General features: G+C 33.6%; 2 protein-coding genes. Both read left to right on the forward strand.

The features are described from left to right. Nucleotides 1-6: 6 nt before the first annotated feature. Nucleotides 7-171 carry an RHS repeat domain-containing protein gene (locus tag NHF47_RS17325; protein WP_374670182.1) on the forward strand — a complete coding sequence of 55 codons (165 nt, stop codon included), beginning with the start codon at nt 7-9 and terminating at the stop codon, nt 169-171. Nucleotides 172-177: 6 nt separating this feature from the next. Beyond that, nucleotides 178-818, forward strand: a 641-nt coding sequence (locus tag NHF47_RS17090) for a DUF6443 domain-containing protein (RefSeq protein ID WP_252766128.1), incomplete at its 3' end; no start/stop codon positions are given.

Below are 818 nucleotides of genomic sequence, written 5' to 3' on the forward strand. Positions count from 1 at the left end.
AATGCTATGGTAACTACTTATACGTATAAGCCTTCTGTAGGAGTTAGCACCATTACGGATCCGAAAGGGAATCGTATTAGTTATCATTATGATGGTTTTAACCGTTTGGAATTTGTAAAAGATAAAGACGGTAATATTTTAAGTGAAAACAAGTATCATTACAAAAACTAAGGCAAGATGAAAAAAATATTTTATATACTTACGCTTATTCCTTTTCTTGCTTTAGCACAAAGTCAAGATCAGAATTACATAAAAACAACCACTTATAAAAAAGCTTCTACTCAAGGAACGGTAGATGTAACCAATCCTGCTGATGCAGCTGTACAAGTAAGCTATTTTGATGGTTTAGGTCGTCCGATTCAACAAATTGCTCACAAACAATCTAGTTCTGGAAATGATATCATTACCCATATTGAATACGATGCTTTTGGTCGTCAAATCAAAGACTATTTGCCTTTTAAATATAACAATCAAAATATTGAATTTGTTGATCCAGCAACTGTTGGGTCAGAACTAAACTCTTTTTACAGTTCGTATAATGGAGGAACTATGTTTCCGTATAGTGAAAAGGAACTAGAATCTTCCCCATTAAACCGAGTATTAAGACAAGCAGCTCCTGGAGATTGGACGATGAACAGCGGTAAAGAAATTAAGTTTGATTATAAAACAAATACAGATAACGATGAAGTTAAATTTTTTAAAGTAACCACTACTTGGAATGCTACTTCTGGATGTTTCACACCCGTAATTAGTAGTCCGCAACCTCATTATCCTGCTAATACGTTATACAAAACGATTACTAAAGATGAAAACTGGAC

It is taken from the genome of Flavobacterium sp. NRK F7, assembly GCF_024054195.1.
In the GTDB taxonomy this organism is placed as follows: domain Bacteria; phylum Bacteroidota; class Bacteroidia; order Flavobacteriales; family Flavobacteriaceae; genus Flavobacterium.